The organism is Sphingomonas melonis DAPP-PG 224, assembly GCF_000379045.1.
Classification (GTDB): domain Bacteria; phylum Pseudomonadota; class Alphaproteobacteria; order Sphingomonadales; family Sphingomonadaceae; genus Sphingomonas; species Sphingomonas aquatilis.
Genome location: NZ_KB900605.1, coordinates 2,023,208 through 2,048,402, shown reverse-complemented (window position 1 = coordinate 2,048,402; position 25,195 = coordinate 2,023,208). Strand labels below are relative to the sequence as shown.

19 protein-coding genes and 1 pseudogene are annotated in these 25,195 nt (G+C 67.9%); 9 read left to right on the top strand and 11 right to left on the bottom strand.

Annotated elements, in window-relative coordinates; genetic code table 11:
- Positions 1-7 precede the first annotated feature (7 nt).
- Entirely contained in the window at positions 8-1,195 is a 1,188-nt protein-coding gene (locus SPHME3_RS0110040) for a DUF2252 family protein (protein ID WP_024310293.1), read from the top strand.
- 25 nt (positions 1,196-1,220) lie between these two features.
- Here SPHME3_RS0110040 and SPHME3_RS0110035 read toward each other — a convergent pair whose 3' ends face one another.
- On the bottom strand, positions 1,221-3,689 hold the full coding sequence (locus tag SPHME3_RS0110035; protein ID WP_024310294.1) for a TonB-dependent receptor domain-containing protein: 2,469 nt from the start codon (positions 3,687-3,689) through the stop codon (positions 1,221-1,223).
- Between the two features lie 124 nt (positions 3,690-3,813).
- Here SPHME3_RS0110035 and SPHME3_RS0110030 point away from each other — a divergent pair, with 124 nt between their 5' ends.
- Both SPHME3_RS0110030 and SPHME3_RS0110025 read left to right on the top strand, forming a co-directional pair.
- Positions 3,814-4,533 (top strand): response regulator, encoded by a 720-nt coding sequence (locus SPHME3_RS0110030; protein WP_017979298.1) that lies wholly within the window; start codon positions 3,814-3,816, stop codon positions 4,531-4,533.
- Positions 4,530-5,903 (top strand): sensor histidine kinase, encoded by a 1,374-nt coding sequence (locus tag SPHME3_RS0110025; protein ID WP_017979299.1) that lies wholly within the window; start codon positions 4,530-4,532, stop codon positions 5,901-5,903. Before SPHME3_RS0110030 ends, SPHME3_RS0110025 begins: the two co-directional genes overlap by 4 nt.
- A 124-nt stretch (positions 5,904-6,027) precedes the next feature.
- Here the strand turns inward: SPHME3_RS0110025 and SPHME3_RS0110020 are convergent, their stop codons facing one another.
- The 6 genes from SPHME3_RS0110020 to SPHME3_RS0109995 form a co-directional block, all read right to left on the bottom strand.
- Positions 6,028-6,582, bottom strand: coding sequence for a DUF4189 domain-containing protein (locus SPHME3_RS0110020; protein WP_231292027.1), 555 nt, complete (start codon positions 6,580-6,582; stop codon positions 6,028-6,030).
- A gap of 3 nt (positions 6,583-6,585) precedes the next feature.
- Positions 6,586-7,455, bottom strand: a complete 870-nt coding sequence (locus SPHME3_RS0110015; RefSeq protein WP_017979301.1) for a hypothetical protein — start codon at positions 7,453-7,455, stop codon at positions 6,586-6,588.
- A gap of 121 nt (positions 7,456-7,576) precedes the next feature.
- Positions 7,577-8,143 (bottom strand): outer membrane protein, encoded by a 567-nt coding sequence (locus tag SPHME3_RS0110010; RefSeq protein ID WP_231292028.1) that lies wholly within the window; start codon positions 8,141-8,143, stop codon positions 7,577-7,579.
- 85 nt (positions 8,144-8,228) lie between these two features.
- The gene (locus SPHME3_RS0110005; RefSeq protein ID WP_017979303.1) at positions 8,229-10,502 is read right to left on the bottom strand and encodes a TonB-dependent receptor; all 2,274 of its coding nucleotides are present in this window, start codon (positions 10,500-10,502) and stop codon (positions 8,229-8,231) included.
- Positions 10,468-11,427 carry a FecR family protein gene (locus tag SPHME3_RS0110000; protein WP_017979304.1) on the bottom strand — a complete coding sequence of 320 codons (960 nt, stop codon included), beginning with the start codon at positions 11,425-11,427 and terminating at the stop codon, positions 10,468-10,470. The genes SPHME3_RS0110005 and SPHME3_RS0110000 overlap by 35 nt, the downstream gene beginning before the upstream one ends.
- 3 nt (positions 11,428-11,430) lie before the next feature.
- Positions 11,431-11,943, bottom strand: coding sequence for a sigma-70 family RNA polymerase sigma factor (locus SPHME3_RS0109995; RefSeq protein ID WP_017979305.1), 513 nt, complete (start codon positions 11,941-11,943; stop codon positions 11,431-11,433).
- 283 nt (positions 11,944-12,226) lie between these two features.
- On the opposite strand from SPHME3_RS0109995, the gene SPHME3_RS0109990 reads away from it, so the two are divergent.
- Both SPHME3_RS0109990 and SPHME3_RS0109985 read left to right on the top strand, forming a co-directional pair.
- The gene (locus SPHME3_RS0109990) at positions 12,227-13,495 is read left to right on the top strand and encodes an MFS transporter (protein ID WP_231372467.1); all 1,269 of its coding nucleotides are present in this window, start codon (positions 12,227-12,229) and stop codon (positions 13,493-13,495) included.
- 16 nt (positions 13,496-13,511) lie between these two features.
- Positions 13,512-14,636, top strand: coding sequence for a metallophosphoesterase (locus tag SPHME3_RS0109985; RefSeq protein ID WP_017979307.1), 1,125 nt, complete (start codon positions 13,512-13,514; stop codon positions 14,634-14,636).
- A gap of 649 nt (positions 14,637-15,285) precedes the next feature.
- Here SPHME3_RS0109985 and SPHME3_RS0109980 read toward each other — a convergent pair.
- From SPHME3_RS0109980 to SPHME3_RS0109960, 4 genes and pseudogenes are all read right to left on the bottom strand, one after another.
- Positions 15,286-16,308 (bottom strand): annotated as a pseudogene (locus SPHME3_RS0109980) (IS110 family RNA-guided transposase).
- 135 nt (positions 16,309-16,443) lie between these two features.
- The gene (locus tag SPHME3_RS0109970; RefSeq protein ID WP_017979310.1) at positions 16,444-18,846 is read right to left on the bottom strand and encodes a TonB-dependent receptor; all 2,403 of its coding nucleotides are present in this window, start codon (positions 18,844-18,846) and stop codon (positions 16,444-16,446) included.
- Between the two features lie 102 nt (positions 18,847-18,948).
- Positions 18,949-19,320, bottom strand: coding sequence for a winged helix-turn-helix domain-containing protein (locus SPHME3_RS0109965; protein ID WP_017979311.1), 372 nt, complete (start codon positions 19,318-19,320; stop codon positions 18,949-18,951).
- 1 nt (position 19,321) lies between these two features.
- Positions 19,322-19,528 (bottom strand): TOBE domain-containing protein, encoded by a 207-nt coding sequence (locus tag SPHME3_RS0109960; RefSeq protein WP_017979312.1) that lies wholly within the window; start codon positions 19,526-19,528, stop codon positions 19,322-19,324.
- A gap of 392 nt (positions 19,529-19,920) precedes the next feature.
- On the opposite strand from SPHME3_RS0109960, the gene SPHME3_RS0109955 reads away from it, so the two are divergent.
- The 4 genes from SPHME3_RS0109955 to SPHME3_RS0109940 are packed head-to-tail and all read left to right on the top strand — an operon-like array spanning position 19,921 to position 25,050.
- A complete protein-coding gene (locus SPHME3_RS0109955; protein WP_017979313.1) occupies positions 19,921-20,970 on the top strand; it encodes a potassium channel family protein in 1,050 nt (349 codons plus the stop codon).
- Positions 20,967-22,526 (top strand): DUF389 domain-containing protein, encoded by a 1,560-nt coding sequence (locus SPHME3_RS0109950; RefSeq protein ID WP_017979314.1) that lies wholly within the window; start codon positions 20,967-20,969, stop codon positions 22,524-22,526. The genes SPHME3_RS0109955 and SPHME3_RS0109950 overlap by 4 nt, the downstream gene beginning before the upstream one ends.
- 25 nt (positions 22,527-22,551) lie before the next feature.
- A complete protein-coding gene (locus SPHME3_RS0109945) occupies positions 22,552-23,751 on the top strand; it encodes a cation:proton antiporter (RefSeq protein WP_017979315.1) in 1,200 nt (399 codons plus the stop codon).
- Positions 23,752-23,808: 57 nt separating this feature from the next.
- A complete protein-coding gene (locus tag SPHME3_RS0109940; protein ID WP_024310296.1) occupies positions 23,809-25,050 on the top strand; it encodes a DUF2254 domain-containing protein in 1,242 nt (413 codons plus the stop codon).
- Positions 25,051-25,195 lie beyond the last annotated feature (145 nt).

Below are 25,195 nucleotides of genomic sequence, written 5' to 3'. Positions count from 1 at the left end.
TCCGTCCATGCCGCATCCCTCTGATCGTCTTGCCGTTCTCGAATCCCGACGGACGTTAAAGATGGCGCGATCGGCCCATGCCTATGTGCGGGGCAATACGGCAAAATTCTACGAATGGCTGGCAGCGTCCGACGCGGCACGTCGTGTGCCGGTGGGGCCGGCGGTGTGGATTTGCGGCGACTGTCACCTTGGCAATCTGGGGCCGATCGCCAGTGGCAACGGGTCCGTCGCTATCCAGATCCGCGATCTCGACCAGGCGGTGATCGGCAACCCCGCGCACGACCTCATCCGGCTGGGCCTGTCGCTGGCCACGGCCGCCCGCGGCTCCGACCTGCCGGGCGTCGTCACGATGCGGATGATGGAAGCGATGGTCGATGGCTATGCCGCGGCGATCCACGATCCGACCAGCGGCGACCCCGGCGTCGAATCCGATACCGTCCGCAGCGTCGAACGCGAGGCGTTGGGCCGGCGCTGGCGCCATCTGGCGAAGGAGCGGTTGGATGCGGTGGAGCCGCGCATCCCGCTCGGCAAGAAGTTTTGGGAACTGGCGCCCGAGGAACGCGAGGCGCTGACCGCGCTGTTCGCCGACGAACGCGTCGCGGCGATGATCCTGTCGCTGAAGGGCAAGCCGAAGAATCGCGAGGTCCGGCTGGTCGATGCCGCCTATTGGATGAAGGGGTGCAGTTCGCTGGGCCTGCTGCGCTATGCAGCGATCGTTGCGCTCCGGACGCGCAAGGGCAATTGGTCCTATGCGCTGGTCGACCTGAAGGAAGCGACCGCCCCCGTCGCGCCGGCGGCGCGCGGTGCGGCGATGCCGCGCGACCCGGGCGAGCGGGTCGCCACGGCCGCCCGTCACCTGTCGCCCTATCTCGGCGCGCGGATGATGCCGGTCCGGATGCTCGACCGGTCGCTGTTCATCCGCGAGCTGACCCCGCACGACCTGAAGCTGGAGGTCGAGCAGTTCAGCCGCGGCGAGGCGATCCGCGCCGCCCGCCATCTCGCCTTCGTCGTCGGCACGGCGCACGCCCGCCAGATGGACGCCGCCGCGCGTGCGGACTGGATCGGCCAGCTCGAATCGGGCCGGCACGGACAGCTCGATGCCCCCTCATGGCTGTGGGAAAGCGTCGTCTCGCTCTCCGGTAGCCATGAGGCAGGCTATCTCGACCACTGCCGGCGGTACGCGCTGGCGGCGTAGGCGATCGTGGCTACACCGTCTTGCCCTACACCGTCTTGCGCAGCGTGAAGCTGATCGTCCGCCCCAGCGGATCGAGATAGGCGGACTGATAGCTGAGCGGCGTCGCGCCCAGCCGGTCGCGAACTTGTGGCCGGGTGTTGAACAGGTTCGTGACACCCAGCGAGGCGCGCGTCCCCTTCAGCCATGCAGGCGCAGTCTTCCCACCGAACCGATCGGCGAGATTGGCGAACAGATTGACGTTCACCGTGGCGAAGCTCGGGAACCGCAGGTCGCCCGCGCTGCCCGCCCCCTGCAATGTCGTGCCGCTTTGCCACGTCGTCGTAACCCGCGCGCCAAGCCCCCGTTTGAACACCCCCGCCTGTGCCTCGATTTCGTGACGGCGGCGCCCGCCGCGCAGGTCGATCGCACCGCCATCCAGCAGGTCGAGCGTTGGCAGCCGGTCGTTCAGCACGATCGCGTCCTGCAGATACCAATTGTGGTACAGGCTGACGAATAGCCGGCTGCGTAGATTGTCCCCGGTGCGCGCCATGGCGCTGCCCGGCTCCGCGCGCGTCATGATGGCGCCCGGGTTCGCCCGCATCGCCTCCGCCTCGCTGCTGTACACCCGCATCCGGGCCGCCTGGAATCCGGGGGGCACCGCGCCGAGCGGTCGCGTGAAATTGATCCCCCAGCGCAACTGCCGTTGGCGGGATTCGGCGAAGTTGAGCGGCCGCCCGTCGATCCCCGTCAGCCGGCCGCGATCGTCGCGGATGAACCGGCCGGGAAAGGCCGCCTCGATATCAGGCGTCACGATTGGAAAGGCGGCGATGGGGCGATCGATCCGCGTCGCAACATAATCCACGCTGAGGGTCAGGTCCTTCTGCGCCAGCGGGCGGACGTTGACGCCCAGCCGGACGACATGGCGGTCGTCGCTGCGCAGGCCGGGATTGCCGCCCGACACGCGCGTGACATCCACCACTTCCCGCCGCCCGAGGTCGAACGTCCGGACGTTGGGCGTGACGAGCGTCGGGCCGCCGAGTTGCTCCAGCGTCGGCGCGCCCTCCTCATGCGTGGCGGATGCGATCACGTTGACCGCAGGCACGGGTGACCACGCGAGGCCATAGCCGAAGGTCCGCAGCGTCCCGACGTCCGACAAGTGCTCCAACGCGACATTGGCGTTCAGGCTGAGCGTGCCGAAGGGCGACGGCGAACCCGGTTTGCGGCTGAGGATCGGCAAAGCGATGTCGATCTGTGCCGCCCCCCGGTTGCGCGCGAGCTCACTGATCTGCGTGACGCCGCCGATCGACGACCGGCTGTCGAGCCCCCGGAATGCGACGCCCGCCTGCACGCTCGCCGACAGCGGCCCGGCCGGCAGGTCTGCGATCGGACCGTTCAGCAACAGGTCGGCCCCGGCGAGCGTATCGACGAACCGCGCCGAATCGCGCCGCCCCATGCCGCTGGCGACATCGGTGCGGAGGATGCTGCCGATGCGATCATAGGTGCCGGTAACCGTCCATTGCCACTGCCCTTCGCGGCCGCCGAGCGTGGTGCCGAGATGCGCGACCGATCGCTCGCCATCCCGCCGCAGCACCTCGTCACCGACCCGTCCCAACAGGCTGTGGCTCTGGTTCGAATCGAAACGGCCGTTCAGCGTCGCGGTCGAATCGCCCGACATCCGGCCGCTGATCAGGCCGTTGACCGCGATCTGTTCGGTCTGGGGCAGCAGGGTCCGCAGCCGACCCAGATCGGATGCGCCACCGATCTGGACGATATCCCGATCGCTTTCACGCAGCACCGCGGCGCGACTGTACGTCGCCCCCAGGCTGACGCGCGTATCGCCGCGCAGCGCCAGATAATCGGCATTGCCGATCGCACTATCCCGGCCGCCCTCAGTCGGTGCGACATAGCCGAGCTGCCCGACGCGCGACCGGAAATTGGCGAAGGTTACGATGTTCACGACCTTCTGGTCGGCGCGATAGCCATATTGCAGCGCGAGCTCTTCGGGGAACACCTCCATCCGCTCGATCGCCTCGGTGGGAATGCGCGCGATTTCCGAAAAGTCGGAGATGCGTCGGCCGTTGAGCAGCGTCACCGGCGTGCCGTCGCCACGCCCGCGGTTGCTCGTAACCTGCGGCCCCAGCGCCTCAAGCAGCGCGCCTATCGAGTCCGCACCATAGGCCCGCAGATCGACTGGGCTGAACGTGCGCTCCGGGGGCAGGTTGCCGACCACGGAGCCCCGCGGCTTTTGCGCGGCGACGACGATATCGTCCGGCGTGTGCGCCGGCGCTTTGCCAAACCCGGGCGGCGGGTTCTTGCGAAACCGTTCCTCCAACTCCCGCTGAATCTCCGGCGGAAGCGGCTTGCCGTCCGCGCCGCGAAACTCGATCCGCGGCGCCGCCTTGGCCGCGGGTTTTGCCTCTGGCGCGGGCGCGGGCGGTGCCGGCGCCTCCTGTGCCGCGACACCGCTTGCCGCACCCCCCGTCAGCAGCATCGCCGCCCATCCGTGCCGAACCATCACACCGTTCCTCCCTCGCTGGTATCTCGATGGACAGGGAAGCGGACGCGGGTAGCGAGGCGATGGCGCGCTGGTAGCCGTGGTTGATACGCAAATGCTACACAGCGCTGCTAGAAGGGTCGGCATGCAGTCCGCGGCCATCGCCCCCAGTTCGATCCTCGTCGTCGATGACGACGCCAGCATTCGCGATGCGATCGCCGACTTTTTGGGCGGCCACGGCTATGCGGTGCGCACCGCGCGCAACGCCGCGGCCTGCGATCACGAACTGGCCCAGGCGCCCGTCGACCTGATCGTGCTCGACGTGATGATGCCGGGCGAGGACGGCCTGTCGCTCTGCCGCCGCCTTGCCCCGGCGGGGACGGCGATCCTGATGCTCAGCGCGCTGGATGCGGTCACCGACCGGATCGTCGGGTTGGAGGTGGGCGCGTGGGACTATCTGACCAAGCCGTTCGAGCCGCGCGAACTGCTGGCGCGGGTGCGCGCGCTGCTGCGCCGCCCCGGCGCGGAGCGCGCCGATCCCGGTACGAAGGACGGTGTCAGCTTCGCCGGCTGGTGGCTCGACATGGAGCAGCGGCGACTGCGCGATCCGGCCGGACGCCCGCTGGCGCTCAGCGAGGGCGAGCATGCCTTGCTGGCGGCCTTCGTCCGCCGTCCCGGCCGCATCCTGACGCGCGATGCCCTGCTGGATCTGGCCCGCGGTCTCGATGCGACCTCCTATGACCGCGCGATCGACATTGCGGTCAGCCGCTTGCGCCGCAAGCTGGGGGACGCCGATCCCGCACCCCTGATCGAAACGGTACGCGGCGTCGGCTACCGCTTTCTGCCCACGGTGCGGCCGGCATGAGGCGACCGCCCAGCGCGCTCGTCGCGATCGGCGGGTTCGGCGTCGCCGTGGCGACGCTGAGCGTCGCGACGACCGCGGCGATCGTCATCCTGGCGCCGCAACCGCCTGCACCGCGGTTCAGCGCGGCCGAGGCGGTCGCCGCGTTGCGCCAACCCATGCCCGGCTTCGACCGACGCTGGCGTGCCGATCCGCCATCGGGCACGCGCGTGCCCATGCTGGAAGGGTTGATCGCCGGCGCACTCGGCCGGTCGCCGGGCGATATCCGGGTAACCTGGCCCGATGGGACGCGCCGGTCGAGCATCATGGTCCAGCGCACGACCGTCACCCATGTCCCCCCGCCCGGAGCGACGACGATACCGCCGTCCATCGTCCTGCTGCGGCGGGGCGGCACGCGCTTCGACATGGTGAGGCCCGAGGCGGCTGGCGGAGCGATCCGCGCCGCGCTGATCGGCGTGCCGATGACGGCCTTTGCGGCGAGCGTGCGCCAGCCCGACGGACGCTGGCTGACCGTATCGGCGACGCAGCCGCTGCTGGGTGGCTGGCAGCGGAACATCCTCATCGCGTTGGGCGTCAGCCTGCTGCTGCTCGCCCCCCTCGCATGGATTTTCGCCCGGCGGATGACCCGGCCGTTCCGGATATTGGCCCATGCGATCGATCGTGACGATACGGTCGCAGCCCTGCCCGGCGGCCCACGCGAATTGCGCGAAGCGGCGGCGGCGATCGCCTCGATGCGCAACCGGCTCGCCATCGAAGCGGCCGAGCGCGCGCGGATGCTGACCGCGATCGCGCATGACCTGCGGACACCCCTCACCGGCCTGCGCCTGCGTGTCGAGACCGCGCCCGAGCCACAACGATCGCGCATGGTCGCCGATGTCGACCGCATGCAGGCGATGATCGGTGAGGTGCTGGCCTTCGCCCGCGACGCCGCCGCCCCCGCCGCGATCGTCGAGGTGCGCTCGCTGGTCGCCGCGATCGTCGCGGACGCACATGACGCCGGGGCCAGCATCCGCCTGCTGCCCGGTGAGGATGCGTGGGTGCGACTACCCGAACCAGCCTTTCGCCGCGCGGTCGAAAATCTGGTGCGCAACGCGGCCGATTATGCGGGCGGGGGCGACATCGCGGTGCGGCAGGATGGCGCCGCCGTGCTCGTGTCGGTCGCGGACACAGGCCCCGGCATTCCCGCCGCGGATCGCGAGCGCCTGCTGCTGCCCTTCGAACGCGGCGAGGCCTCGCGCAATCGCGGCACGGGCGGGGCGGGTCTCGGCCTCAGCATCGTCCACGACTTCGCCGCGCAGCACCGCGGCACCTTTACGCTGGATGCTGGCCCCGACGGAGGCACGATCGCGACGCTGCGACTGCCCTCCGCTTGAACGGCGCGGGGAACCACCCGCGCGCAACACCCTGATCGCAGCGGGAGACGGCGCCATACGGGGCATCAGACGTGGTATAGCGCCCACCCGACGGCCCTAGCCTGCAGCCGTCACGCGACCGCGCTCAATCGTCGTAGACCCACTCGGACCATTTGACGACATTGTGGTGGCTGCAATTGACCAGCTGGACGGTGCATTGCTTGGTATTCCAGTCGCTTTCGCACGAATGGCGGACATGGGCGATCGCTTCGTCCTGCGTGCTGCCGGTATCGACGCTGTCATGCCCCACCACCGGCCGGCCGGTCTCCACGGCGCGGGCGACCGCCGCGCATTGGTTGGTGTAGGACAGCATCAGCTGACACGCCGTCCCGCCATTCTGCCGGCAATTCGTCAACACCCCGTCCTGCGCCTCGCGCTTCGAGGGATATTGATAGCTGCCGAACCACACACCCTTGCCCTTGTCATAGGCGATGGCGCCGAAGGCCCGCTCGATCCGGTGGAAGCCTTGCAGGCGCGGCACGGGCGGTCCGCAGTTCGGGCTGCCCTGGGGGACACCGTTGCAGATGAAGGGCGGCCGCACCTGCGCGTCGACCCGCGATATCCGCGACAGACCGAGGGCGATCGCCGGCACCGCCAGGGCCATCGTCCCCCAGAGCACAGCACGGCGTTTGGCCAGCATGTCCTACAGCCCCAGCGCGTTACGCAGGCCGCCGAGGCTCCGCTTCTTCGGCTTCTCGGGCGGCGTGTCGGTGGCGGCGTTGCTTTCGATCTGGGCGCCGGGGCCGCAGCGATGCTGCTTGTCCAGCTCGGCCCCCACGGCGCCACCGGCCGCACTGGCGGCCACGGCCCCCTGCCCGCCGCCGCCGATCTTGCTGCCGAGCAGCCCGCCCAGCGCCATGCCATAGGCCGCCTTCATGCCGCCGTTGACCGTCTTGGAACAGTCGGTGACGTCGCGCGCCTTGGAGGTGTGGACCTTGGGTCCCGTCCCACCGGCGGCGGACGCGGTCGCCTCGCCCGTTGCGGCTCCGGCCGCGCTCTTGTCGACCGTCACTTCGTAGATCGTCGTGCGGTCTGGCCCTTCGAACAGATGGAGCAACACGCAATCGTCCCCGCGCTGCGCGACGATGACGCGCATCCGGTTGCCGAACAGCCCATCGGCGAACCCGTCCGGCGCGACGCGATCGGTCAGGAAGATCAGCCGCCCCATATCCTTGCCGCACGCCACGGTGCCCGTGCAGTCGAACACGGTGCGATAGCCGGCGCGCTGCAACAGCCCGGTATAGTAGCGGCCCACCGCCAGCGTCGGAACCGCCGTGGGCGTCGCATAGTCGATATGCGTGACCCGCCCCTCGAGCGTCCGCACAGCCCGCGTCGTCGTTGCATCGTCGATGCGGGCGATCGGCAGGACCACCTGATCCTCCGCCGGCGGCCGGTAGTTCTTGATCGCGGCACCGGCATAACGCGGCAACAGCGGATGATCCTCACCGGGCCGATCGGCCCAGGCAGTGGAGGCCGTTGCGGCCAGAACGAGCGCGATGGGAATGAACCGCATTGTGATCTCCTGCGTCAGGAATGGACCAAATGGCTGTGTTGCCCGTATAGGACAGATTGATGCAGATCAACCCGCAATGTCAGGTCCCGCTCGGCGCGTCCGCGCGCCGGACGGAACTGCATCAGAACCGGAAGCCGAGGCCGACCACCGCCTGATGTCGGTCGTAGCTGCCCGCATAGTTGGCGTAGCGATATTCGGCCTTCAGCGTCGTGCGATCGCTGATGTGATGTTCGACCCCTGCGCCAAGACGAAACCCGTCGACCGTACCGCTGGTCGTCTGGCGCGCGGCGAACGTCTGCTCGACATTGGTATAGCCCGCCTTGCCATACAGCAGCGTCGCGCCGCCGATCGGTGTTCCGAGACGGCCCCCGACATAAGCGTCTCGCCCCGTCGTCACGCACAGGCTGCTATTGCCGCCGCTCGTCGAATAGCGGACGCTGCACTGGCGGTTCGACGAGCCGGTCAATTCGCCTTCGACGCCGACGACCAGACCGTTCCGCTGCCAGTCATAGCCGATCTGCCCGCCATAGGTCGCGCCGGCACTCCAGTCGCTGAAGCGGTTGGCGCCGTCGACGCCGACGATCAGCGTGACGCTGCCCCCCTCAAAAGGCCGGGCCACGTGATCCTGCGCGGCGGCAGGCGTCGCGCCGATCAGGGCCAGAATCGAAAGGGCGGCAGTCCATCGCATCGTCATTCCTTCGTGTTGATCGTCTCGCACGGTCGCATCGACGTGCTGACACGGAGGAACCGCAGTCCGGGCCGCGAACTTTTTTCTAGAAACGCCGGGTGGCCGAGAGGGTCAGGGTACGCGGACGATATGGCGTGTAATAGCGGGCGGTCGTCGCAGCGAAAGGATTGCCGAAGGCCAGGGTATCGGCACGCACCCCGGTCAGATTGTCGACGTCGAGCGCCAACGTCAGTTGGCGAGACTGGCCGACCACACCGAACCGCCCGATGACGCGGGGCGGCATCCGCCGATCGGCGGGGCCATCCAGCCCCAGATGCGTGGCGCCGGTCAGCTCTACGGACAGGCGCGGTACGACCTGCCACCCGCCCAGCGCCTGCACCCGAGACACCGCCAGCCGCGCCGACAGATCGGGGACCAGCGGCAGATAGCGTGAGGGCCCTTCGCGACGCCGCGGGCGCTGCGCCACCCCACCCGCCGTGATCCGCCAGCCTTCTGTGGCCTGCCAGTCGACGCTCGCGTCCAGGCCGACGATGCTGGCGCGCCCGGCGTTGCGCGTCCCGATCCAGCCTTCGGGACGCAGATAGTCGGACTGGATATCGCTCCACCGGGTGAGGAACAGATTGCCGTCGATGCCCAGCCGCCCGCCGAGCAGTCGCATCCGGCCGCCGAGGTCGATCGCGCGCACCCGATCGGACGCGTAACGCCGCGTCACGCCGTCGTCGGTATTCAATCCGCCTGGGCGATAGGCCGTGGCGATGCGGGCATAGACGATCCGGCCCGGTTCTGGGGTGTAGGATAGCGAGACGTTGGGCGTCACTCCGATCTCGGCCGGCGTGCGGCCGACCGCGCGATCGATCCCGAAGCTGTCGTTGCGTGTTCCCGCGCGAAAGACCCGGAGGCCAAGCCCCAATCGCCAATGCGCCGTCAACGTCGCCGACCCGTCGGCGAATACCGCCGCCTCCGTCACCGCGCGACTGGCGGCCCCACGACGCGTGACGATCCCGTTGCGCGCCAGCCCGACCAGATCGCCCTCGGTCCGCGTCGACAGGAATGCGGCACCCGCCACCCAGACGAGCCCCCCGCCCTCCGCCGAACTGACGCGGATTTCCTGGTCCACCACGCGCAGCATCCGATCGTTGTAGATGGCGATGGGCACGCCGGGGGTGAGGACGCCGCCATCGTAGCGCTGGCTTTGGCTCTGCGTCGTCAGCCCGGTCGCGACGGTCAGCCGCAGCGCCCCGATCGGCCCCGTGATCGATCCCTGATAATGCGACAGGCGCGCCTGATAAGGCTCGGCGGTCGGCACGCTGCGGCAATAGGCGTCGGCGCGATCGACATAGGACGTATCGCGGGCATCGATCGCCTGCCGCACCGCGCTGGCGTCGATCAACCATGACCCGACGGGTGCGGCGCGAACCGCAATCCGCGCGCCGCGGGTCACCGTCCGGTTGAGATTGCGGCGACCATCGTCGTCGTCGATCCAGCCGGGATCGACCGCGCCATAGCCGACGATGCGCAGCCCCAGCCGATCGTGGATCAGCGGCAGATTGACGACGCCTTGCCCGGACGGCCCGATGCCGCCGCCCGCGACTCGCGCCAGGCCGACACCCATATCCGCCTCCACCCGATCCAGCACCGGCCGGTTCGTGACGATCCGATACACGCCGCCCAGCGCGCCCGTCCCATATAGCGGGCCCTGTGGCCCCTTCAGTATCTCGACGCGCGCGACATCGACCAGCCGCAGGGCGGGATCGGCGCCATCGAAGGCGATACGCACATCATCGAGCTGGACGCTGACCGGCGACTGGCTGAAGCCGTTGAAGACGCTGTCGGCGATACCGCGCAGGAACAGCCGGTCCGCGCCCGGCCCCGCCCCGGTCAGCGTCAGGCCGTCCACCGCCCGCGCGACGTCACGCGTCGTGCCGATCGCTCCGCCCCCCACCATGCCCGGGCGCAGGATCGCGACCGGAGCTGGAATGGTGGACATGACCTCGTCGCGCTTGCGGCCGGTGACGACGATGTCGGGCGGCGGCGCTTCCTCGACGGGCGCCGTCGCTACCGGCACTGCCCGGGGGCGCAACCGATAGGCCTGCGGCGCCACGCGCACCGCTTCCCACCCGAGCGGCTCGAGCAATTGCGCCAGCGCGTCCTCTGCGGTCATCCTGCCGCGTAACCGCACCGGCGCCAGCCGTGGCAAGGCGCCATCGCGCGCGATCGAAATCTGCGCCTGCGCCGATAGCTGCGCCAGCGCGCCGGTTAGATCACGCGCGTCGATATTCAGCCGATAGCGTCCGCTCTCCGCCGCTACCGGCGCTGCGGCGAGGCTAACGAGCGGTGCGATCGGCCAGATGTATCGCATCACCGTCCACCCGCAGTGCCAGCCCGGTCAGCGCAGCGAGAGATCGCGCCATCCTTAGCCCGTCGCCTTGTGCGATCATCCCCGAAAAGCGGCGCTCCGCCACGGCATGGTCGACCGTCACCGCCGTTCCGCTTGCCCGCGCGATATCCGCGACGACGAGGCCCAGCGGGACGTCGTCGTACACCAGCGGCCCGCTCCGCCATCCGCCGACCGTGCTCACGTCGATCGGCTGTAGCACGCCGCGACCCTGACCCTGCATGGTCAGCGCACGGCCCGCCACCACCGCCATCGCGTCGCCGCGATTGCGCGACGAGACCGCCACTTCTCCCTCGGCCACCGCGACCCGCACCATTCCCTCGCCAACCGCGATATCGAACCGCGTGCCGACGTCGCGGATTGTATAGCGCCCGGCTTGAACGGTCAGCGGCCGGCCGACATCGTGGCGCACATCGAAGAACGCGCTGCCGTCCAGCGTCAGCGCCTGTTCGCGCGATGCCGGTACGCGAAGCACGCTGCCGGGCGCCAGGATGGCACGCGACCCATCGGCCAAATGGATCGTCCGCACCTGTCCGGGACCGGTACGATAGGCGATGACCGTCGGCTCGCCAGCGCGCCACCCCTGATACAGCAGGCCCAGCACCGCTGCGATCACGACGGCAGCGATCGCGCTCCAGGCGCCCCAGCGCGGACTACGCCGCTCAGGCGTCAGATCCGCGGCTCGAAGATGCAGCGCCGGTCCCGCCGCGTCGATACGATCGTCCACCAGGGCTATGGCGTCATACGCATCGCGATGGCGCGGATCGGCCTCCAGCCAGTCGGTGAAGGCCGCCCAGTCCATATCGTCATCGGCCTGCGCCAGATGCCAGCGCGCCGCCGCTTCGTCGATGTCCGCGCTCATGTCGTCCAGACGCCGCCCGTCCACCATTCCTCAGTCCTTCAGGGCGCGGCGCAGATGCACCATCGCCACCGCAATGTGTTTTTCGACCCCGCTCCGGCTAATCCCCAGCCGCGCGGCGATCTCCGCATGGCTCAGCCCGTCGAACTTATGCATCCGAAAGGCCCGCCCCGCCGCCTCGGGTAGCGCAGCGATCGCCGCGGCGAGCCGCGCCGTTTCCTCCCGCTCCACCATCTGCTGGTCCACAGCGGGGGTCGGGTCGACCGGCTCGCCCCCTGCGCCGCCCCGCTCGACCGCCCACGCACCATCGCGCACGACGCGCCGCCGCCGTGTGCGGATCATGTCGAGCGCGACGTTCTGGGCTGCGCGGTACAGATAGGCGCGGGGATTGGCGATGGGGCCGGTCGCGCCACTCTCCAGTCGCAACCACAACTCCTGCATCGCGTCCTCCGCCAGCGCCGGTTCGCCCAGGCGAGCCGTCAGGAAACGCAGCACCTCGGGCCGAAGCGACGTATAGACGTGGAGTAGCCCGGAATTGGGAAGCAAGCCGATACCATCTTCGTTGCGATTGTGCCGCGACGGGCATGGACCACCGTGATCCGCAGCAATGGCGCCGTTCTTCGCCGCACCAGCGACGCTATGCAACCCTGTGGCTCGGTGGCGGACCGCCCCACCCGACACCGCGACAGCCGATGGGATCATGACAGCGCGGCATCCCGCAGCCTTTTACCGCCGCCCCTCTTTCGTCGGGCTTATTTGATCGAAATCATGTCCGACGCGGATATTTCAAAGTGTTGCTGTGTTGGGGCCGTTCGATCTGGAGGCGGCGATGGCAACGACGGCAGGTACGATCACGACGCCCACCACTGACGGCAAAGCCGATCGCAAACGCGCGACGGGCGCGCTGGCGGCCCTCAATTTCTTCATGGCGGACATGCAGGCGGGCATCGGTCCGTTCCTCGGCGTCTTCCTGCAACAGCGTGGCTGGCAGTCCGGACCGATCGGCACCGTCATGACCGCTGGCGGTGTTGCCGGCATGCTGTTTACCGCGCCGGCGGGCGCGTTCATCGATCATACGACGAAGAAGCGGCTGGTCGTCGTGGTCACCGGCATCTGTACCGTGTTTGCGTCCTTCCTGATCCTGTGGTCGCAGGCCTGGGCGGTGGTGACGGTCAGCCAGGTGGCGACCGCGATTGCTGGCGCCGCGATCGGCCCGGCGGTGGCGGGGATGACGCTGGGCGTCGTCCGGCAGAAGGGGTTCAACGCGCAGAACGGCCGCAACCAGGCGTTCAACCACGCCGGCAACATGATCGGCGCCGGCCTGTCGGGGTGGCTGGGGTGGAAGTTCGGCATGCCCGCGATCTTCTACCTATCGGCCGCCTTTGGCGTGCTCGCGATCATCTCCGTCCTCTCGATCCCCGAACGGGCGATCGACCATCAGGCGGCACGTGGCCTGGAAAAGGGCGACGAAGGGCAGGACGGCGGCAAGGCCGAAGGCTTCAAGGTCCTGATGCGCAACAAGCCGATGTTGATCCTGGCACTGGCGCTCGCCTGCTTCCACCTCGGCAATGGCGGGATGCTGCCGCTGTATACGCTGGCGGTCGTTGGCGCGGGCCAGGGAAATCCGGCGCTGTTCACCGCGACCACGGTCGTCGTCGCGCAGGCGGTGATGATCGCGGCCAGCATCGTCGCGATGAAGGTCGCGGCGGGGCGCGGCTATTGGCTCGTCCTGCTGAATTCGTTTGCGGCGCTGCCGCTCCGCGGGTTTCTCGCTGGCACGATCATCCAGTATTGGGGCGTCTGGCCCGTGCAGGCGCTCGACGGCATCGGTGCAGGGCTGCAGAGCGTGGCGGTGCCGGGCCTCGTCGCCTGCCTGCTCAAAGGTACGGGGCGCGTCAACGTCGGCCAAGGCGCGGTAATGACCGTACAGGGCGTCGGCGCCAGCCTGTCGCCCGCGATCGGCGGGTGGATCGCGCAGGCCTTCGGCTATCGCGCCTGCTTCTTCATTCTCGGCAGCTTCGCGATCGCCAGCCTTGCGCTGTGGATCGGTTTTGCCGCGACGCTGCGCCCGGCCTGCGCCGGCACCGATCAGGACTAGGCGAAAGGACGATCCGATGGGCACTTCAATCTGCTGGGCGCATATCGGCGACCTGCACCTCGACGAGGCCGACGACTGGCAGGGCCTCGGCCGGCTGGAGGCCATCGTCGATCAGATCAATCGCGTCGTCGAGGGGATCGACTTCGTCTTCGTCCCCGGTGACAACGCCAACCACGGCACGCCCGACCAATATGCGCGGATGATGGCCGCGCTGGCCCCGCTCCAGACGCCGTGGCGGATCATTCCGGGCGACCATGATTTCGAACCCGGCGATCTTGCCCATTACGACGCCGCCATCCCCGCCGCCAACCGCCCGGAGGCGGAGACGATCGCGGGCTATCGCTGCCTGTTCCTCGACATCATATCGGCAGGGGCGGGCGGCCCCGACTTCCGCGTAACCATGCACCACCGCAACCGGCTGGCCGAAGAGCTCGCGCGGGCCGAGGCGGCCGATCAGGTGCCGCTGGTGTTCATGCACGCCTATCCCGGCGACCTCGCCGCCGATGGCGATAGCATCGCCCGCACCTTCGCCGACGCGCGCGTCGCCTTCGTCGATACTGGCCACACGCATTACAACGAACTGCTGAACGACGGCCGCGTCATCTACGGCGCGACGCGTTCGACCGCGCAGATCGAGGAAGACGCCGGCCGCGTCGGCTTTGCGATCGTCTGCGTCCATGGCCGCGTGCCCAGCTGGCGCTTCCGTCGTCTCGACGCCGCCTGGCCGCATGTCCAGATCGTCAGCCCATGCGACGCCCGTCTGGTAACGCGCCCCGCCGATCCGCATCAGGTGCCGCGCCCCGGCGCCGTCACCATCGTCGCGCGCATACTGGGCGCGGCGGCAGATGCGACGGTCGAGGTGCGCATCGACGACGATGCCCCCGCCCCCATGCATCGTGCCGACGACGGACTATGGCAGGCGACCGTTTCAGTCGAACGGGCCGGCGCGCATGCCGTCACCGTGACCTGCGGCGACGCTCGCGACCGGATCGACCTTCTCGTCCGCGGCGAACAGGACATCCCCAAACGCCGTCTCCATGCAGGCCTCGGCACCGACGCCCACGCCATCGGCGCATGGCCGATCGCCGGCATCGACGGATTGCAGCTGGGCCCGAACAAGAACGGCGGACCACCGGAATGAGGCGGCCAAGCGCCCGCTCGCCGCGCAATGCGGTCGTCAGTCGACGACGATATCAGGAAGTAACGGCGGAGAGAGAAGGAAGCGCGCTCGCCTCATAAGCCGCTGTATTTTTGAGAATTTTGTCATCATTCCCTCGTTCCGACCATACGACTGGCCCACGGGGCCAGTTGCTTCCTCAACTAATCGACCGAATTAGAGACCGATTTGACGTCCGAGCGGCATCACCCATAGGGAATTTGATTGCCGTCATTCATCGCGGGCTCGGCGGTGCCCTATCTCTGCTATTCGTTCACATCGCAGACGTTAGCTGACCCAGACCACTTCCCCTTGAGGATGGTCTGGCATTGAGATTAAGCGGCTACCCTTCTCTTCAGTCATGACGACCCACGTGTGGACGGCCCTCGTTGGCAAGTACGACTTTCGCCTATCATTGCTGGTTGGTGCGGCCATGTGTCCGACCTGTTGGTGCGGCGCATGGTGCCGCTGGCCGTAATGCCATTCGCGCGTCTCGGGTCCCGATCACATTCACGCGCTTGATGCGCTTGGGTCATTGTGGGTTTTCCCGATCCGGCGGTTCAACCGGCTTGTTGCATTAGCTCCTGATCGCCCTTTCCAACCTCGTCAGGCGCGGTCGCCCGAGCCGTGTTCCTTATGGCGCTAGCGGCTCACGATACCGCTCACCGCTGGCCATCATCGCCCAGATCATGCGGGCGTTCTTGTTGGCGAGCGCAACCGCGGCAACCTTGGCCTTGCGGCGGGCCAGCAGCTGAACAAGCCACGGCCGCTTGGCCCCGTTACGTTCGGCAAAGCGCACGACCGCCATGGCGCCGACGATCAGCATCTGGCGCAGGTACTGATGCCCGGCCTTGGTGATGCCACCGAGCCGCTCCTTGCCGCCGCTCGAGTTTTGCCGCGGCACCAGGCCGATCCACGCGGCGAGGTTGCGACCTGAGCGGAAGATCGCAGGATCGGGAACGGTGGCAACGATGGCGCTGGCGAGCAGCGGCCCCACGCCGGGTATCTCCATCAGCCGACGGCCAAGCTCGGTCTCGCGTGCGCTCGCCAGGATGCGGCGGTCGTTCTCCAGGATCTGCTCCTTTACGATGCGCAGCTGAGCCGCCAGCATCTCCAGGCAGAACCGCGCATCGGCCGGCACCCGCTCGTCAGTCGGGTCGGCGATGACGTCGAGGAGCTGCTCAATGCCGTTCCTGCCGATCGGTGCCGCGATTCCGAACTCGGCCAGGTGCGCCCGCATCGCGTTTGACAGCTGCGTCCGTTGGCGATTCAGGATCAGGCGAACACGATGCAGCATCATCGCGCTCTGCTGCTCGGGCGACTTGATGCCGACGAAGCGCATCGTCGGCCGGGTCACCGCCTCGCAGATCGCCTCCGCATCGGCCGCGTCGTTCTTGCCCCGCTTGACGTACGGCTTCACGTACTGCGCCGGCATCAGCTTCACGTCATGCCCGAGCACTACCAGCTCGCGTGCCCAGTAATGCCAGGTCGCACAGGCCTAGATCCCGACCAGACACGGCGGTAGCTTGGCGAAGAACCTCAGCATGCGCCCGCGCGTCAGCCGCTGGCGGATCACCGCCACGCCCTCCGCATCGACGCCATGCACCTGGAACACGTTCTTCGCGAGATTTAGACCTATCGTAGTGACGCTGCCCATCGTGAAGCTCCTTCCGGCTCTCCGCAGGTTATCCTGCTGAAGGGTTGGAGAGCCGTCCACGTCATCACATTCAAACGTTCGCGACCTGCTTCCGGATTTTGAACCTCTGCCGTTCAATCATCAGCCCGGGAAGATTCACAGCCGGAAGCGGATCGTCCCACCGGCTGTGCGCGGGTCGCTTGGTGTCCCGACGATTAGGCCCGAATTGCCCGCCTGGATCGTGAGGTTCTGGAGGTAGTCGGCGTCGAGCAGGTTGCGTGCCCAGACGATCAGTTCCAGCCCGTCCGCGAAGCGATAGCCGATGTTGGCGTTGGTCAGGTTATAGCCGCGAATATAGGTGAAGCGCGACAGGCTGGGGTCGCCGTTGAAGCCGCTGCGGGAGGCCGTATCGACATGGACGAAGACCTGTCCGTCACCCACGGGGCGCTGATAATCCATCCCGGCGGTGATCGCGAAGCGCGGTAGCGACGCGAGGCGACGGCCGGTCAGGCTGCACCGCGTGGTGGAAGCGGTTTGCACTTCCAGCGGACATGGGCCGGCGGGATAGTCGGTGTATTTCCCGTCCGAATAGGCGAAGCTGGTGCGTGCCCTAAGGCCCGGTAGAATGAGCGCGCTCACTTCCGTCTCGATCCCCTTCACCGTCACCTGCGGGATGTTGGACAGGTAGCCCCGTAGCTGCACCGTCTGCGTCAGCGAGTTCTCGACGACGGTCGCCTGAAAGTCGCGGACCTTGGTGTAGAAGCCGTCGATGTTGAAAATCAGGCGGTCGTCGAACAGCGTGTTCTTCAGGCCCACCTCATAGGTCTCGTTCCGCTCGGGCCGCACGACGGCGGTCGCCAGCACCGGGCGGTTGTTGCTGTCGAGCGGCAGGCCCGACATGTTGATCCCCCCCGATTTGAACCCGCGCGCATAGCTCGCATAGGCCATCGTCGTGTCGGTGACCTGCCACGCCAGGTTGCCGCGGCCCGACAGGCTACCGTCGCTGTCATGCGCTTCATAGCCTTGCGGGCGCAACACGCCGAGGCGGGCGTTAACGAGCGCGGTGTTGGTCGTCGAAAGTCCACCCGAGACGGTGGTGGCATAATAGCCGTCCTTCTCCTCCTGCGTGTAACGCAAACCGACCGTCGCGGTCAGACGGTCGAAGACGCGGTAATTGACCTCGCCGAACGCGGCGTAGCTGAGGCTGCGGAAATCGGTGCGACCGTCCTGCCCGTAACCGTCGAGCAGGTTGGACGGCACCGGCGTTACCACGGCGGCTGCACCCGTGCCGGTCGTGACGGTCGTCCCGATCAGATAGCGGGCGGCGGCCGGACCATAGATGCTGATCGGTCGCCCGGTCAGGCGCTGGCGGAAGCCGTAGAGGCCGACGACATAGGAGAACGGTCCGGTGCCGTTCGAGGCGAGGCGCAGTTCCTGGCTATACTGGTCCTGTCGCGACGGAATGTGCTGCGAGAGCTGGACGGGCAAGCCGGTATAGTCGCGATCGTTTTCCGCATCCCAGTTCCAGAAGCGCCATGCGCTGACCGAGGTCAGCGTGACCGGACCCAGGTTCCAGTCGGTGATCGCGCTCACGCCGCCTTCGTTGGTGTCGACACCCAGCGGGCCGTCGATGTCAGTCTTCCGGTCGTAGATGTTGGTGCTGGGGGGCGCATAGCCGAACTGCGCGGCCAGACCGTTCGACCCACCGAACTGGCGGTTGGCGGCGCGCAAGCTGCTGCCGGTGCGCAGATACACCTGCCCGCAGCAATAGGCCTGGAAATTGGTGAAGTCGGCGATAACACGCATCTGGATCGTGTCGTCGGGCTTGAACAGCAATTGCCCGCGCACCGCCTGCGTGCCGATCGTGTTGGCGGCGCGGCCGGTGCGGACGTTGTCGAGCACGCCGTCGCGCCGGGTCGACACGCCCGAGATCCGATAGGCGATGGTGTCGGTGATCGGCCCCGATGCCCAGCCCCTGGCCTGCACGAAATTATAGTCGCCGTAGGACAGTTCGGCGAACCCCTCGCGGGTGAAGCTCGGCGCGCGCGTGGTGATGTTCAGTGCGCCAGCGGTCGTGTTCTTGCCGAACAGCGTGCCTTGCGGGCCGCGCAGCTCCTCCACCTGCTCGATGTCGGCAAAGTCGAACGCGGCGGTGGCTGGCCGGGCGTGGTAAACCTGATCGACATAGAAACCGACGCCCGGCTCCAGCCCGTCGTTCGCCTGACTGACCGCGACGACGCTCGATCCCAGACCGCGGATGGTGAAAGCGGTGTTGCGCGGGTTGGCCGAGCTGTAGTTCAGCGTGGGGATCAGCGTCGTCAGACCCTGCGTGTTAACCGTATAGCTCTGGTCGATGAGGTCGCCGCCCACCACCGACAAGGCTGCAGGCACGCGCTGCGCATCTTCCGCCCGGCGGCGTGCCGTGACGATGACGTCGGGCAGGCCCCCTTCCCGATCCGGGTCGCTCGCGGTCGTGCTCTGGGTCGTTTGGGCCAAGACGGGTGCGCTGAACGCCGGCATGACCGTCGCACACAGAAGACCCGCGAGCCGCTTCGACATCGACAATACCCCGTTTGCAGCGGCCGTTGTCGCCGCTTTATATTCGGTCGTATATCGATGGTGTATTCAGCCGTATACAGAGATTTACCGGCCCCGAGGCGATCAATCGGGCGCTACCGGCTCCTGCCGCAGATATTGGCGTAGCTGCGCATAGGCCGGGCGGTCGGCGATGGCCGAGGCCTCCCGCTCCATGTCGCGATAGGCTTCGAGGACGGCGATGCCTGTCGGCGATACCCGTGCGCCCCGTTCGCGTCCGCCGCCCTTGATCGTCTCGACCACGACCGGATCGAAACAGCGGTTCATCTCGTCTACCAGCAGCCAGGCGCGGCGATAGCTCATGCCGAGAGCCCGCCCGGCCGCGCTGATCGAGCCGTGTTCGATGATCGCCTCCAGCAGGTCGGCCTTACCCGGGCCCATCGCCAGCGCATCGCCGCAAGCGATCTGGATCTTGAGCCAGAGGGGCCCGAGCTTCATCTTACTTGCCGATCATCACGTCGCTGGCCTTGATGATCACCGTGACGGCGTCACCCTTCGCCAGACCGAGGTCTGCGATCGCTTCTTCGGTGATGCTGGCGGTGACGACATTCCCGCCGCCGATGTCGACCTTGATCGAACCGTTGACGGCGCCAGGCGTGATCGAGACGATCGTGCCGGAGATCTGGTTGCGTGCGCTGAGCTTCATGATGACCCCTCGATTGGATTGCCCCGGTTCTAACCGCACTGGCCGCCATAGCCTATATCGTCCGGAGAACGGGACGAGAGCACGTCCTCCGGCAGGAAGGCCGACGGTACACGTCGCCATGAAGCATGACCGATCGCGCATCGGGATATCCGCGGGACTGTCACTCCGCCGCACCGGCGAATGCCGCACCTGTCTTGTCCTAAAGAGCCGTGGCTGCGATAGCCCTGCGTGGGTGCGCCTTTAGGGGTGCAGGCATGTTGCGCTGGTCGGGCCGCCAGCGCCGATGACCGTGACGGAAGGCCGGACATGACCGATCGCGCGCGCCGTCCCGCGCCTGCCCTTTGCACCTCACGGCATCGATGCCGCCGCGCGGGTCTGCGCACAGGGGCTGCATGAGAGGACGCGGCCATCGCCCGACACATGGCGACGCCACCACCACCGGTGCGTTGCGACGGCGACGGCGCACGCCGGTCTGGCTGTCGCTGCTGTGGAGGGTCGGGCTGGTCCTCGCGCTGCTCGGGATCGCGCTGGCGGGCCATTGGCTCGATCGTGCCGGCCTGCGCGACAATATCGACGGCCACATCAGCTTCGCCGATGTTCTGTACTTCACGATGATCACCGTCACGACCGTGGGTTACGGCGACATCGTGCCGGTGACGCAGCAGGCCCGGCTGTTCGATACGTTCGTGGTCACGCCGATCCGGCTCTTCGTGTGGCTCATCTTTTTGGGAAGCGCCTATGACTTTCTCCTTCGACGTGTGTGGGACGGGTGGCGGATGCGCGTGATCCAGCAGCGGCTCAGCGGCCACACCATCGTCACTGGCTTCGGCACATCGGGCAGCGAGGCCGTGGCGGAGCTGATCCGGCGCGGCGCGGATCCCGCGACCATCGTCGTCATCGACGAACGTGCGGCCGCGATCGAGATGGCCGAGCGGCTGGGTGTCAACGTCATGCAGGGCGATGCCAGCCGCAACGCGACGCTGGACGCGGTGCAGATCGCCCGCGCGAAGGCGGTGATCGTCTCCGCCGGGCGTGACGATACGTCGATCCTGATCGTGCTGACCGCGCGCGGGCTGGCGCCCGGCGTACCGCTGAGCGTGGTGATCCGATCGGAGGACAACGAACCGCTCGCCCGGCAGGCCGGCGCGACGACGGTCATCAACCCGGCCAGCTTTGCCGGTCTGCTGCTCGCCGGCTCGACGCATGGCGAGCATCTGGCCGATTACATCGCCGATCTGGCCGCGCACGGTGGCCGCGTCGCGCTGCACGAACGCGACGTCGCACCGGCGGAGGTGGGCCGGCCGCTGTCCACCCTCACTACCGGTCTCGGCGTTCGCCTGCATCGCGGCGGCACCGCGATCGGCTTCTGGGAACCGCAGGCGCAGCGGCTGGAGATCGGCGACCGGATCGTCGAGATCGTCCCCACGGAGCGCCTGCCATGACCGTCGCCGCATCGGATCGCCCCGACCCCGCCAGGCGCCTCGGCCGGATCGCGCTCTACCGCTGGTGGCGGCGCTCCGTGGTCGGGCGCGTCGATCACGAGGCGGTGCTGGCGCGCGTCATCGAGGAAAGCGGATGGAGCCCGCGCTTCGCCTTCATGACGATGATGTCGGCAGGGATTGCGGTGCTGGGGCTGCTGCTGTCGTCACCGGCGGTGGTGATCGGCGCGATGCTGATTTCGCCGCTGATGAACCCGATCCTGGGCTTCGGCTTCAGCCTGGCGCTGTTCGACTTTCGCGAGCTGCGACGATCGTTGAAGGCACTGATGATCGGGTCGGTCGCGGCGATCGCCTTCACCGCGCTGCTGGTGCTCGTATCACCGTTGCAGGCGCCGACCGCCGAAATCGTCGCGCGGACGCGGCCCAATCTGTTCGACCTGGCTGTCGCGCTGTTCGCCGCGCTCGCCGGCACCTTCGCGATCATCCGTGGGCGTGGCGACACGATCGTCGGCGTCGCCATCGCGACCGCATTGATGCCGCCACTCGCGGTGGTCGGCTACGGCATCGCGACCCGCAATGCGCCGGTCGGCATGGGCGCCTTCGCGCTGTTCGCCACCAACTTCATCACCATCGCCCTGTCTGCCACGGTGATGGCGCGCTTCTACGGTTTCGGCCACCATCTGTCACGACGGCAGAGCTGGGTGCAGACCGGTCTGCTGACATTGGTCTTCATCGTCATGGCGATCCCGCTCGGAATCTCGCTCAACCGGATCGGCCGGGAAGCGCTCGCCACCGCGCAGACGCGGTCACTGCTGTCCGATCGGTTCGGCGCGGACGCCCGCGTGACACAACTCGACATCGATTTCACCGCCCGGCCCATCGTGGTGCGTGCGGTCGTCATCACGCCGCGCCGTTCGATGCAGAAAACGCGCGCGATCCAGGCCGCGCTGGCACAGCAACTGGCCCGGCCGGTGCGGCTGAACCTCGACCAGATCCTGCTCGGCGCAGGCGCCGACGCGCTCGCCGCCCAGCGCGAAGAGCTGCGCCAGGCAGGGGACGCGACCAACACGGCGGCGCAGCATGTTACCGATCTGGCGAACAGTGTCGCGCTCATCACCGGCGTCGCGCCCGATGCAGTGACGATCGACCGGGACCACCATCGCGCCATCGCACCCGCCGCTCCGCTACCCGGCGCCACCGTCGCGACCTATCGCATGCTGGAGCGCCGCGCCGCGCAGCAGAGCGAGGATTGGGACGTGGCGATCGTGCCGCCGCAGGGGCCGTTGCCGGAGATCGTCTTCGCTGACGGCTCCGACACGCTCGACGCCGACGCCGGTGACGCCGTCGCGACTTCGGCTTGGGCGGCGCGACGCTGGAACGTATCGACCCTGGCCGTGCCGGGTCTGCCGGCCGGCGCACCGCCCGCCAATCCGGACCTCGATACGCGGCGTGCATTGGCGATTGCCGCCGCATTGCGCCAGCAGGGCGTAGCCGCAACCCCTGCACCGGCTGCGGGTCGCCGGTTCGCCCTGACGCCCGCCTCAACACCCGCACCATGATCCCCGGACGATCGAAGGACTATTGATGGCAGAGATCGGACTGACCGAATTGGGAACGATGCTGATCGTCGCCTCGCTGGTGGCGATGGTGTCGCGGCGAATCGGCCTGCCTTATACGGCGGGCCTCGTGCTGGCGGGCATCGGCCTTGCTTATTTCCCGGTCGGTGCCGACCTGCCTTTATCGCGCGAGCTGATCTTCAACGTCTTCCTGCCGCCACTGATCTTCGAAGCGGCGATGCAGCTGCGCTGGTCGCGCTTTCGGACGGAGATGCCGCTGACCGTCGTGCTCGCCTTTCTGGCCGTTGCGATCAGCGCCGCCGTCGTCGCGGGCGGCATGCATCTGCTGCTCGGCTGGAGCGTGCTGGGCGCGGCGTTCTTCGGCGTCCTGATCGCCGCGACCGACCCCGTGTCGGTCATCGCCGCATTCAAGGAGATGCGGGCCGAACCGCGGCTGAGCATGGTCGTCGAATCCGAAAGCCTGCTCAACGACGGCGTCGCCGCCGTCGGCTTCGCGATCCTGATCGGCATCGCGAACGGCGAGGCGCTGACCGCCTCTGGCGCCGCGCTCGCCCTATTGTGGACGGTGGCGGGCGGCCTTGCCATCGGCGCTGCCATCGGCTTCGTCGTACTGACCGTCGCGGGCCGCACCGAGGATCATCTGGTCGAGGTGACGCTGACCACCGTCGTCGCCTGGGGATCGTTCCTGCTCGCCGAACACATCCATGCCTCGGGCGTGTTCGCCGCGCTGGCAGCCGGGCTGATCGTCGGCAACCTCGGCCCGCGCGGGTCGATCTCGGTCGCCGGCCGCCAGCATGTTCAGGATTTCTGGGCCTATGCCGCCTTCCTCGCCAATTCGTGCCTGTTCCTGCTGATCGGCAGTCATGAGGCGCACCAGCCCATCGCACTCGTGTCGCTGCCGCTGGGCATCGCCATCGTCCTGACGCTGATCGGCCGCGCGGCGGCAGTCTATCCGCTGGCGTTGCCCTTCGCGCGGTCGGGGCTGCGATTGCCGGCCACCTATCAGCATGTCCTCGTCTGGGGCGGGTTGCGGGGCGCGGTCGGGCTGGCGCTGGCGCTCGCGGTGCCGGCCACCGTTGCGGAGCGCGGGCAGATCGTCGTCGTCACGTTCGGCGTCGTCGCCTTCTCAATCTTTGCGCAAGGTCTGACGATGCCGTGGTTGCTGCGCCGTTGGCGCCTGACCGGATCGGCCGACGCGGACCATTGACGCCCCCGGAACCCCCGATCGATCCCGGCGCTTGAACGCGCAAGGAAGGGGACGACGTTGACCCGATGGCAGTGGCTTATCCGCCTGCTCAGCCGCAGGATGTGGTTCAGGGCGGCACTGGTCTGCGCCTTCGGCGGCGCGCTCGCCCTGGCGGGCGCGTTGGTGGGGCATACGATATCGTACGATTTCGCCGCGAAGATCGGCTCGAAGTCGGTCGACAACATCCTCACCATCCTGGCCTCGAGCATGCTCGCCGTGACGACCTTCTCGCTGACCGCGATGGTCTCGGCCTATTCGGGCGCGACGAGCACGCTCACCCCGCGTGCCGTGCAACTGCTGATCGACGACAGCACCGCGCAGAATACGCTTGCGACCTTCCTTGGCAGCTTCCTGTTCGCGATCGTCGGCATCATCGCGCTGTCGACCGGGCTGTACGGCGAGACCGGGCGCGTGATCCTGTTCTCCGGAACGATCGTCGTCATCCTGTTCATCGTCTTCACGCTACTGCGTTGGATCGAACATATCGCGCGATTCGGCCGCGTCGCGGATACGATCGACCGGGTGGAGCACGCGGCGCTGGCCGCGGTCGACACGATCGCCATGCCTTTGGCCCTGGATGCACGGCCGGACGGCTCGCCCCCTCGCGGCATGATCGCGATTTGCCCGGAGACGGTCGCGCGGGTCACTCATGTCGATATGGCCGTGCTGGGCGAGATCGCCGAGGCCGTCGACGCCGACATCCACATTCTCGCCCTGCCCGGCAAGCTGGTGGAACCCGAACGGCCAATGGCACTCGTCGCCCGTGCGTGCGACGATGACCGTATCGCGCGTATCCGCTCGGCCTTCACCCTGTCGCAGCACCGGGCCTTCGACCATGATCCGCGGTTCGGCCTGATCGTGCTGTCAGAAATCGCGTCGCGAGCGCTGTCGCCGGCGGTCAACGATCCGGGCACGGCGATTGCGGTGATCGAGGCGGGTTCCCGCGTCCTGCGGCGGATCGTCGATCATCAGGCCGATGTGCCGTCGTTGCCCGTTCGGGTGCATGTTCCCGCCATCCAACTCGCCGACCTGCTCGACGATTGGTGCCGCCCGATCGCACGCGACGGTGCCGCCACGATCGAAGTCGGCATACGTCTGCAAAAGGCTCTTGGTGCGCTAGCCGGGCATGCCGAGGACGCCCGTCCCCTCATCCGACGCGCGGCGCAGGATGCCATCGAGCGCGCAACGGTGGCGTTGACGAGCGGCCCTGACCGGGCGGCAATCGAGCGGGCCTATGCGTCCTGTTTCGGTGAGGGTTGACCCACAAACGGTCGTTCAGCGGCGATGTCCGTGTTCCCGAAGCGAGCCGCTCTTGGACGCTGAGGGCGACCATTTCGGATGGATTAGTTCTGACGTGCCCCCCGTTTCTTCATCCATCTGGAACTAGAGACCGGCCCTCGAAGGG

Bases quoted from the DNA above. Each gene is read 5' to 3' on its own strand.
- SPHME3_RS0110040 (WP_024310293.1), top strand. From the start codon at position 8: ATGCCGCATCCCTCTGATCGTCTTGCCGTTCTCGAATCCCGACGGACG.
- SPHME3_RS0110035 (WP_024310294.1), bottom strand. From the start codon at position 3,689: ATGGTTCGGCACGGATGGGCGGCGATGCTGCTGACGGGGGGTGCGGCA.
- SPHME3_RS0110030 (WP_017979298.1), top strand. From the start codon at position 3,814: ATGCAGTCCGCGGCCATCGCCCCCAGTTCGATCCTCGTCGTCGATGAC.
- SPHME3_RS0110025 (WP_017979299.1), top strand. From the start codon at position 4,530: ATGAGGCGACCGCCCAGCGCGCTCGTCGCGATCGGCGGGTTCGGCGTC.
- SPHME3_RS0110020 (WP_231292027.1), bottom strand. From the start codon at position 6,582: ATGCTGGCCAAACGCCGTGCTGTGCTCTGGGGGACGATGGCCCTGGCG.
- SPHME3_RS0110015 (WP_017979301.1), bottom strand. From the start codon at position 7,455: ATGCGGTTCATTCCCATCGCGCTCGTTCTGGCCGCAACGGCCTCCACT.
- SPHME3_RS0110010 (WP_231292028.1), bottom strand. From the start codon at position 8,143: ATGCGATGGACTGCCGCCCTTTCGATTCTGGCCCTGATCGGCGCGACG.
- SPHME3_RS0110005 (WP_017979303.1), bottom strand. From the start codon at position 10,502: ATGCGATACATCTGGCCGATCGCACCGCTCGTTAGCCTCGCCGCAGCG.
- SPHME3_RS0110000 (WP_017979304.1), bottom strand. From the start codon at position 11,427: ATGGTGGACGGGCGGCGTCTGGACGACATGAGCGCGGACATCGACGAA.
- SPHME3_RS0109990 (WP_231372467.1), top strand. From the start codon at position 12,227: ATGGCAACGACGGCAGGTACGATCACGACGCCCACCACTGACGGCAAA.
- SPHME3_RS0109985 (WP_017979307.1), top strand. From the start codon at position 13,512: ATGGGCACTTCAATCTGCTGGGCGCATATCGGCGACCTGCACCTCGAC.
- SPHME3_RS0109970 (WP_017979310.1), bottom strand. From the start codon at position 18,846: ATGTCGAAGCGGCTCGCGGGTCTTCTGTGTGCGACGGTCATGCCGGCG.
- SPHME3_RS0109965 (WP_017979311.1), bottom strand. From the start codon at position 19,320: ATGAAGCTCGGGCCCCTCTGGCTCAAGATCCAGATCGCTTGCGGCGAT.
- SPHME3_RS0109960 (WP_017979312.1), bottom strand. From the start codon at position 19,528: ATGAAGCTCAGCGCACGCAACCAGATCTCCGGCACGATCGTCTCGATC.
- SPHME3_RS0109955 (WP_017979313.1), top strand. From the start codon at position 19,921: ATGAGAGGACGCGGCCATCGCCCGACACATGGCGACGCCACCACCACC.
- SPHME3_RS0109950 (WP_017979314.1), top strand. From the start codon at position 20,967: ATGACCGTCGCCGCATCGGATCGCCCCGACCCCGCCAGGCGCCTCGGC.
- SPHME3_RS0109945 (WP_017979315.1), top strand. From the start codon at position 22,552: ATGGCAGAGATCGGACTGACCGAATTGGGAACGATGCTGATCGTCGCC.